Raw genomic sequence first — 8,612 nt, forward strand, 5'->3', positions numbered from 1 at the left:
ATCCAGTTATTTAGCTTTACTTGCTTTGACATCACTAGCCTTTACCCAAATTAGAGCAATTGCTTTATTTTGTAATATTGTGGTTGTTACAGGAGGCATTTATCTATATATAAAAAATAAACTCTTTAGCTGGAGAAAAATAATTCCATTAGCACTTATGAGTACCCCAATGGCATTCATTGGTGGAGGAATCTTTTTAGCACCACTTTTACATTTAACGAAATAGGATTCTTCTCAGAGAATTTGGGCAACATCAAGTTTTTTTTATCCTAATAAATTCCATTGCTGGTTTAACAGGTTAATATTTAAAACCAAATTTTTCGATTGAACCAATAATTACTTTAATTTTAATGTTCACTGTTTTAATTGGCTGTCAAATTGGTTCTAGAATTAGTCTTGGATTTATCTCTCCAATAAAACTAAAAAAAGCAACCGCTTTGTTAATTGCATTCGCAGCTTCTAGAATTTTATGGGAATTAATGGTGGTATAAGTCATTTTTACATTTTTGAAATGACAAATTTTCACCACCTTTTTTATTCTTTTCATTATTTTCAATACTTTTATTATTTCATTGTAATAATTACAACGTTTTCGTAATTACTTAAGACATTCAATATTATTTTATTTATTTTTGTAAATATTCTTTAAATATAGATTTGAACATGTTGAAACAAGGACTTTACTTACCAGAATTTGAAAGAGATAATTGTGGCGCGGGATTTATCTGCAATTTAAATGGAGAGAAATCGAACAAAATAATTCATGATGCTTTAGAAATTCTAATTAAGCTTGAACACCGTGGCGCTGTGAGTTCTGACGGAAAAACAGGTGATGGTGCCGGAATATTAATTGATATTCCTCATGAATTCTTTTTAAAAAATACAGCTTTTAGTTTACCTGAACCAAAAGAGTACGCCGTTGGGATGGTGTTTTTGTCCCAAAATGAAAATCAGCTAAATTTCTTTAAAAATTGCTTAGAAACTGAAATAAAAAATCAGGGATTGGCAGTTTTGGGATGGCGAAAAGTTCCGGTTAATAAAACGCATCTTGGAAATATTGCCGCTAAAAACGAACCCGACATTGAGCAAATTTTTATCGGAAAAAACGGAAATCCATTAACCGAAAATCAATTCAATGCAAAATTGTTTGCAGCCCGTAAAATCGCAGAGCATGTTGTCGAAAATTCTAAATTGTCCGACAGAAAAAAATTCTATTTACCTAGTTTGTCAACTACCACGCTAATTTACAAAGGACTTTTAATTCCTGAAGATATCAGAAATTATTATATTGACCTGTCCAATCCGGATTTAGTTACCCGTTTGGCATTGGTTCATCAACGATTTTCAACAAATACTTTTCCTTCTTGGGATTTGGCGCAGCCTTTTAGGTATATGTGTCACAATGGAGAAATTAACACGCTTCGCGGTAACATTAATAGGATGAAAGCGCGCGAAGAATTAATGAAAAGTCCTGTTTTTGGCGATGACATAAAAAAAATGTTCCCTATTATTTTAGATGAAAAATCCGATTCGGCCTGTATGGATATGGTGGTGGAACTATTGCTGATGACTGACCGTTCCTTACCTGAAGTAATGATGATGATGGTTCCCGAAGCTTGGGAAAAAGACCCATCAATGAGTGATGAAAAAAGGGCATTTTATGAATACAATTCATGTATTATGGAACCTTGGGACGGACCCGCTTCTATTCCTTTTACCGACGGAAATTATATTGGAGCCTTATTAGACCGTAATGGATTGCGTCCATCCAGATACACCGTAACAAAAGACGGAAATGTAGTAATGTCATCCGAAACAGGCGTTTTAGACATTAAACCTGAAAATGTTGCACATCACGGAAGGTTAGAGCCAGGAAAAATGTTTTTGGTGGATATGAATGCCGGCAGAATCATAAACGACGAAGAAATCAAACAAAAAATTGTTTTAGAAAAGCCTTATAGAAAATGGTTAAATAAAAATTTACTGCCATTGGCTGATATTCCATATACCGGCAACAAAAACCCAAAAGAAGAAATAGGTTTGGTGGCACGACAGAAAATATTTGGCTATACCATTGAAGAAATAAACACGATAATTACCCCAATGGCCACCAATGGCAAAGAAGCCATAGGATCTATGGGAAATGATACCCCGTTGGCAGTTTTATCTGATGAGCCACAATTATTATTCAATTATTTCAAACAACTGTTTGCACAAGTTACCAATCCCCCTTTAGACGGAATAAGAGAAGAAATTGTTACAGATTTTAGTTTGGCCATTGGAGGCGACAGAAATATTTTTGACATTTCTGAAGCGCAATGTAAAAAACTACTAATTCAAAATCCTGTTATTTCAAATGCTGATATCGATAAATTAAAAAGTGTCAACCATCCCGATTTTAAATCGGTCTCAATTTCAACACTTTATGACATCACAAAAGGATTGAACGGAATTGAAGCTGCCTTAAAAGACATGGTGAAACAGGTATATAACGCCGTTTCTGACGGGTGTAATATTGTTATTTTAACAGACAGGAATGTTGATGAGAATTACGCCCCTATACCTATTTTATTAAGCTGCTCTTACGTTGGCAATCAACTAAGCAAAATGGGGCAACGCTCAAGTTTTGGCATTGTGATAGAATCGGCTGAACCTCGCGAACCTCATCATTTTGCCACTTTATTTGGTTATGGTGCAAGTGCCGTTAATCCATATATGATAAATGAAATCATCAGACAGCAAATTAAAGATGAATTTATTGTTGGTATTTCAGCAGAAAAAGCAATTCAAAACTTCAATAAAGCCATTGCAACAGGTGTTTTGAAAATTATGAATAAAATCGGAATTTCCACATTACATTCTTACAGGGCCTCCCAAATTTTTGAAATTTTAGGTTTAAACAATGCTTTTACGGATGAATATTTTCCTAATACACCTTCCAGAATTGAAGGTATTGGCTTGTATGAAATTGAAAAAGAAATTTTCTTGCGTCACAGAAGTGCCTTTCCTCCTATTGAAATTGCAGGAAACCTTCCTTTAAATATAGGTGGTGATTACCGTTGGAGACGAAACGGCGAACGTCATATGTTTAATCCGACCACAATTTCAAAATTGCAGCAGGCTGTTAGAACCAACAGCTATGAAAGTTATGAAATTTACGCCAAAGCCATAAACCAACAAAGCGAAAATTTAATGACTTTAAGGGGAATGTTTGAATTTAATAATTTGGACCCGATTCCTATAGAAGAAGTTGAACCATGGACAGAAATTGTAAAGCGATTCAAAACTGGGGCGATGTCATATGGATCTATTAGTCAGGAAGCCCATGAAAATTTAGCGATTGCCATGAACCGCATCGGAGGAAAAAGCAATTCCGGTGAAGGAGGGGAAAACAAAAACCGCTTCAGAAAAGATTTAAACGGCGATAGCCGAAGTAGTGCCATTAAGCAAGTTGCATCAGGCAGATTTGGTGTTTCCACCAATTATTTAACCAATGCGAAAGAAATTCAAATTAAGATGGCACAAGGCGCAAAACCAGGTGAAGGTGGCCAATTACCAGCTGAAAAAGTATTGCCTTGGATTGCAGAATGCAGAAGCTCAACACCTTATGTTGGACTAATTTCTCCGCCGCCGCACCATGATATTTATTCAATCGAAGATTTGGCACAATTAATTTTCGATCTAAAAAATGCCAACAGAGAAGCCAGAATCAATGTAAAATTAGTATCCAAAGTTGGTGTTGGTACCATTGCTGCAGGTGTTGCAAAAGCAAAAGCTGATGTTATTTTAATTTCAGGTTATGATGGCGGTACAGGAGCCGCGCCATTAACTTCACTGCGCCACACAGGACTGCCATGGGAACTTGGCATTGCTGAAGCTCAGCAGACTTTGGTGTTGAACAATTTAAGAAACAGGGTTGTTTTAGAGTGTGACGGACAATTAAAAACAGGTCGCGATGTTGCAATTGCATGTTTGTTGGGGGCTGAAGAATTTGGTTTCGCCACAGCTCCTTTGGTAGCTTCTGGATGTATTATGATGCGTAAATGCCATTTAAATACTTGTCCGGTTGGGATTGCAACTCAAGATCCTGAACTGCGTAAAAACTTTAAAGGAACACCGGAACATGTTATTAATTTCATGTATTTCGTTGCAAAAGAATTACGTAAAATTATGGCGCAATTAGGTTTTAGAACCATCAACGAAATGGTTGGTCAAAGCCAAAAAATAAATGCAAACAAAGCTATTGATCACGCCAAAGCAAAGGGAATTGATTTATCCCCTATTTTATACAAACCAGAAACAAACAAACCATTATACAATACAGAACATCAAAACCATGAGTTGGAAAATGTATTGGATTTTGATATTCTTAGAATGGGGCATCCGGCTATTTACAGAAAAGAAAAAATGTATTTAGAATTTCCTATTAAAAATACTGACAGAACCGTTGGTGCAATCGTAAGCAATGAATTGTCCAAAATATATGGTGATAATGGCTTGCCTGAAGATACTTTAAACATAAAATTTAAAGGTTCGGCCGGACAAAGTTTTGGGGCATTTGCAACCAAAGGATTAACCATGCAAGTTGACGGAAACACCAACGATTACTTGGGAAAAAGCTTGTCTGGAGCCAAATTGATCATCAAAAAACCCGATGAAGCCACTTTTGCTTCCGAAGAAAATATTATTGTTGGAAATGTTTCACTATATGGCGCCATCAATGGGGAAGTTTATATTAATGGTATTGCCGGTGAGCGTTTTTGTGTAAGAAATTCAGGCGCTGTTGCAGTTGTTGAAGGCGTTGGAGACCATGGATGTGAATATATGACAGGTGGAAAAGTAGTTGTACTAGGAAAAACAGGAAGAAATTTTGCAGCAGGAATGAGTGGTGGAATCGCTTACGTTTTTGATGAAAAAAAGAAATTCACAAAAGGACTTTGCAATATGGAAATGGTTGCGTTTGATGAGATTTCCTCACAAGATGTCATTGAGTTAAAACAATTGATAAAAAATCATTTCAAGTATACCAACAGTGATTTGGCTTTAAGAATTTTGGATGATTGGGGAAATAGTTTAACCCATTTTGTAAAAGTGATGCCAACAGACTATAAAAAAGCATTGGATAGAATTGAAAAAGAAAATAGTATTAATGCAGCAACTATATAGTTATGGGAAAAGTTACCGGATTTAAAGAATTTGAGAGAAAAGATGAAACTTATATTTCTGCAAAAGAAAGGGTTCAGCATTATAAAGAATTTACAGTTTCACTAAAAAAAGATGAGGTTGAAAAGCAAGGTTCGCGTTGCATGGATTGCGGCATTCCCTTTTGCCAAAGTGCTTGTCCGCTGGGAAATTTAATTCCCGATTTTAATGACATGGTTCATGAGAAAAAGTGGAAAAAAGCATTGGAAATTTTACATTCCACTAATAATTTTCCCGAATTTACCGGTAGATTATGCCCTGCGCCTTGTGAACAAGCATGTGTTTTAGGAATTGTAAAACCGCCAATAACGATTGAGAATTTAGAAAAAAATATTGTAGAAATTGGTTTTAAAGAAGGATGGATTTTAGCCCAGCCGCCTAAAGAAAGAACTGGCAAAAAAGTAGCAGTGATTGGTTCGGGACCTGCAGGTTTGGCAGCTGCACAACAGCTTAACAGAGCAGGACATTTTGTAACCGTATTTGAAAGAGATGATGCAATTGGCGGATTGTTGCGTTACGGAATTCCAAACTTTAAATTGGAAAAGGAAATTATAGACCGAAGAATTGACATTTTAGAAGAAGAAGGAATTGAATTCAAAACAAACGTAAATGTTGGCGTAAATTATCCAATTGAAAAAATGAACGATTTTAACGCTGTTGTATTGTGTGGTGGCGCAACGCTTAGCCGGGAATTGCCCGCAAAAGGCCATGAAATTAAAGGCGTGGTGCAGGCCATGACATTTTTAAAACAGCAAAACAAACGAAATGCAGGAATCTCAATAGCCGAAGAGGAAATTTTCGCCACCGATAAAAACGTAATTGTAATTGGCGGAGGAGATACCGGTTCTGATTGTATTGGCACTTCAAACCGTCATGGCGCAAAAAGCGTGACTAATTTTGAAATTATGCCAAAACCACCTGTGAACAGAAGTGAAACAACGCCTTGGCCTTTTTGGCCATTAAAACTTAAAACTTCCACTTCTCATGAAGAAGGATGTGACAGAAACTGGTTAATTTCCACCAAAGAATTTATCGCAGATGAAAAAGGAAATTTAAAAGCCTTAAAAACTGTTCAGATAGAGTGGATTCTAAAACCGGGAGAAAGACCTGTTTTAAAAGAAATTGAAGGAACCGAAAAAGTTTGGCCTTGTGAATTGGTGTTATTGGCAATGGGCTTCACTGGTCCGGAAGCAACATTGAGCGAGCAATTTGGTCTTGAAACCGACTTTAGAAACAACTATCAAGCAACTGATTATCAAACGAATGTTCCGCATATTTTTACAGCCGGTGATATGCGCAGAGGACAATCACTTATTGTTTGGGCAATCTCTGAAGGAAGGGAAGCCGCAGTAAAAGTGGACGAATATTTAATGGGTTTCAGCAATCTTCCAACCAAAGGAAGCGGCGACTTAATTGGCGTATAAAATTTTTTAACACCCCTGTTTTTTTTTTAAATAATTTATAATAGATTCACCTATGGTTTCGGCTTAGGTGAATTTTATTTTGTAAATTACAGGTCCGTTTATGATGTTGGATATTTACTATAAAATATTAAAAACTGAGATATAAAAACCTATAAACTTACTGAACCAAATAAAAAAATTCTCCCCCATGAAAAACAGAAAATTATTGATGATTCCCGGCCCTATTGAATTTGAACCAAAAGTATTGCAGGCATTGGGAGCGCCAACCACCAGCCATGTGGCTCCTAATTTTATTGAATCCTTCGGAAACTGCATCCAATTAATGCGAAAAGTTTGGTTAACTTCAACCGGCCAGCCTTTTATTGTAGCAGGAACAGGAACTTTTGCCATGGATATGTCAGCAGCCAATTTAATTGAACCCAACGACCATGTCTTGGTGATTTCAACTGGTTATTTTGGAGAACGCTTTGCAGAAATTGCAAAACGCTACGGAGCAAATGTCACTATTTTAGAATCAGAAGTTGGAAATGTTGTTGCTTTAGATGAAATTGAAAAAGCACTTGCTGCCAAAAAATATAAATTATTAACCATAACGCATGTTGACACGTCGACCGGGGTCTTGGTTAATCCCAAACCCATTGCCGAACTGGCCAAAAAATACAATACGCTTTCAATTTTGGATGGCGTTTGTTCTGTTGCCGGTGAAGAAATACAACAAGAAGAATGGGGAATTGACGTTGTTTTGACAGCCTCCCAAAAAGCGGTAGGCGTTCCTCCTGGCTTGGCCTTGTTGGTAGTTTCCAAAAAAGCATTAGACGTATTTAAAAACAGAAAAACGCCTGTTGGTAATTATTATGCCGATTTCAACAATTGGCTTCCAATTATGCATGCGTATGAAAACCGACAACCTTCTTATTTTGGAACACCACCTGTAAACCTTATTGCTGCTTTAGAAGTGAGTTTACAACAAATTGTTACTGAAGGGATGGAAAACAGATTTTTACGGCACAAAAAAATAGCAGTTGCTTTTCGCGAAGCCATGATTGCATTGGGATTGAAACTTTTACCCGTTCATAAAAATTTATCGGCAAACACGCTTACAGCTGTTTATTTTCCTGAAAATATAGCAGGAAGTGCTTTTTTGGCAAACACTGGAAAAAACGACGTCATTTTAGCAGGCGGCTTATTACCTTCTCATAAAACGCAATATTTTAGGGTTGGACATATGGGCAGCGTAAACAATAATGACATTATTGCCACGATTGCAGCCATTGAAAGCAGCTTATTTGCATGTGACCATCCTTTTGAAATGGGGATTGGTTTAAAAACAGCATTGAAAATATTGAATAATTAGATAATTAGCCGATTAAAGAAAAGAGACTAATGTTAATGGAAATAAACAATTTAAACGATTAACTAAATAAATTACTTCAAATCACAGGCATTATTCATCAACATAAAATCGGTTAAAACCATCGCCGCCAATGCTTCAACTATTGGAACTGCGCGTGGCACCACACAAGGATCGTGGCGTCCTTTTCCGTGCATTTCAACAATATTTCCGTCTTTATCAATGGTTTGTTGCCCTTGCATAATAGTTGCTACAGGTTTAAAAGCCACCCGAAAATAAATATCCATTCCGTTGCTTATGCCTCCCTGAATTCCACCTGATAAGTTTGTTGTTGTGGTTCCGTCGGCATTAAAAATATCGTTATGTTCACTTCCTTTCATTTTTGCACCACAAAATCCGCTGCCATATTCAAAACCTTTTACTGCATTTATGGAGAGCATCGCTTTTCCCAATTGTGCATGTAATTTATCAAAAATCGGTTCACCCAATCCAACAGGCACATTTTGAATGACGCAGGTTACGGTTCCTCCTATTGTATCTCCTTGTTTTTTAATTTCATTGATGCGTGCAATCATTTTTTTAGCAGTGATTTCATCCGGACAACGAACATCATTGCTTTCAATTTTGCTGAAATC

The 8,612-nt window shown here is 36.6% G+C and carries 5 protein-coding genes; 3 read left to right on the forward strand and 2 right to left on the reverse strand.

Going from position 1 to position 8,612, the window contains the following annotated elements:
- Positions 1-373: 373 nt before the first annotated feature.
- Positions 374-547, reverse strand: a complete 174-nt coding sequence (locus tag ABY285_RS08150; protein WP_372768886.1) for a hypothetical protein — start codon at positions 545-547, stop codon at positions 374-376.
- A gap of 116 nt (positions 548-663) precedes the next feature.
- On the opposite strand from ABY285_RS08150, the gene gltB reads away from it, so the two are divergent.
- The 3 genes from gltB to ABY285_RS08165 all read left to right on the forward strand — a co-directional run bounded on the left by gltB (position 664) and on the right by ABY285_RS08165 (position 7,980).
- Positions 664-5,166, forward strand: coding sequence for a glutamate synthase large subunit (gene gltB / locus ABY285_RS08155; RefSeq protein WP_372768888.1), 4,503 nt, complete (start codon positions 664-666; stop codon positions 5,164-5,166).
- Between the two features lie 2 nt (positions 5,167-5,168).
- Positions 5,169-6,626: a glutamate synthase subunit beta gene (locus tag ABY285_RS08160; RefSeq protein WP_372768890.1), complete on the forward strand. Its 1,458-nt coding sequence runs from the start codon at positions 5,169-5,171 to the stop codon at positions 6,624-6,626.
- Between the two features lie 187 nt (positions 6,627-6,813).
- The gene (locus ABY285_RS08165) at positions 6,814-7,980 is read left to right on the forward strand and encodes an alanine--glyoxylate aminotransferase family protein (RefSeq protein WP_372768892.1); all 1,167 of its coding nucleotides are present in this window, start codon (positions 6,814-6,816) and stop codon (positions 7,978-7,980) included.
- Between the two features lie 71 nt (positions 7,981-8,051).
- On the opposite strand, the gene aroC is transcribed toward ABY285_RS08165, so the two are convergent.
- A partial coding sequence (gene aroC, locus ABY285_RS08170) for a chorismate synthase (RefSeq protein ID WP_372768894.1) occupies positions 8,052-8,612 on the reverse strand: 561 nt, incomplete at its 5' end.

Origin of the sequence: Lutibacter sp. (genome assembly GCF_041555395.1) — a bacterium.
In the GTDB taxonomy this organism is placed as follows: Bacteria; Bacteroidota; Bacteroidia; order Flavobacteriales; family Flavobacteriaceae; genus Lutibacter.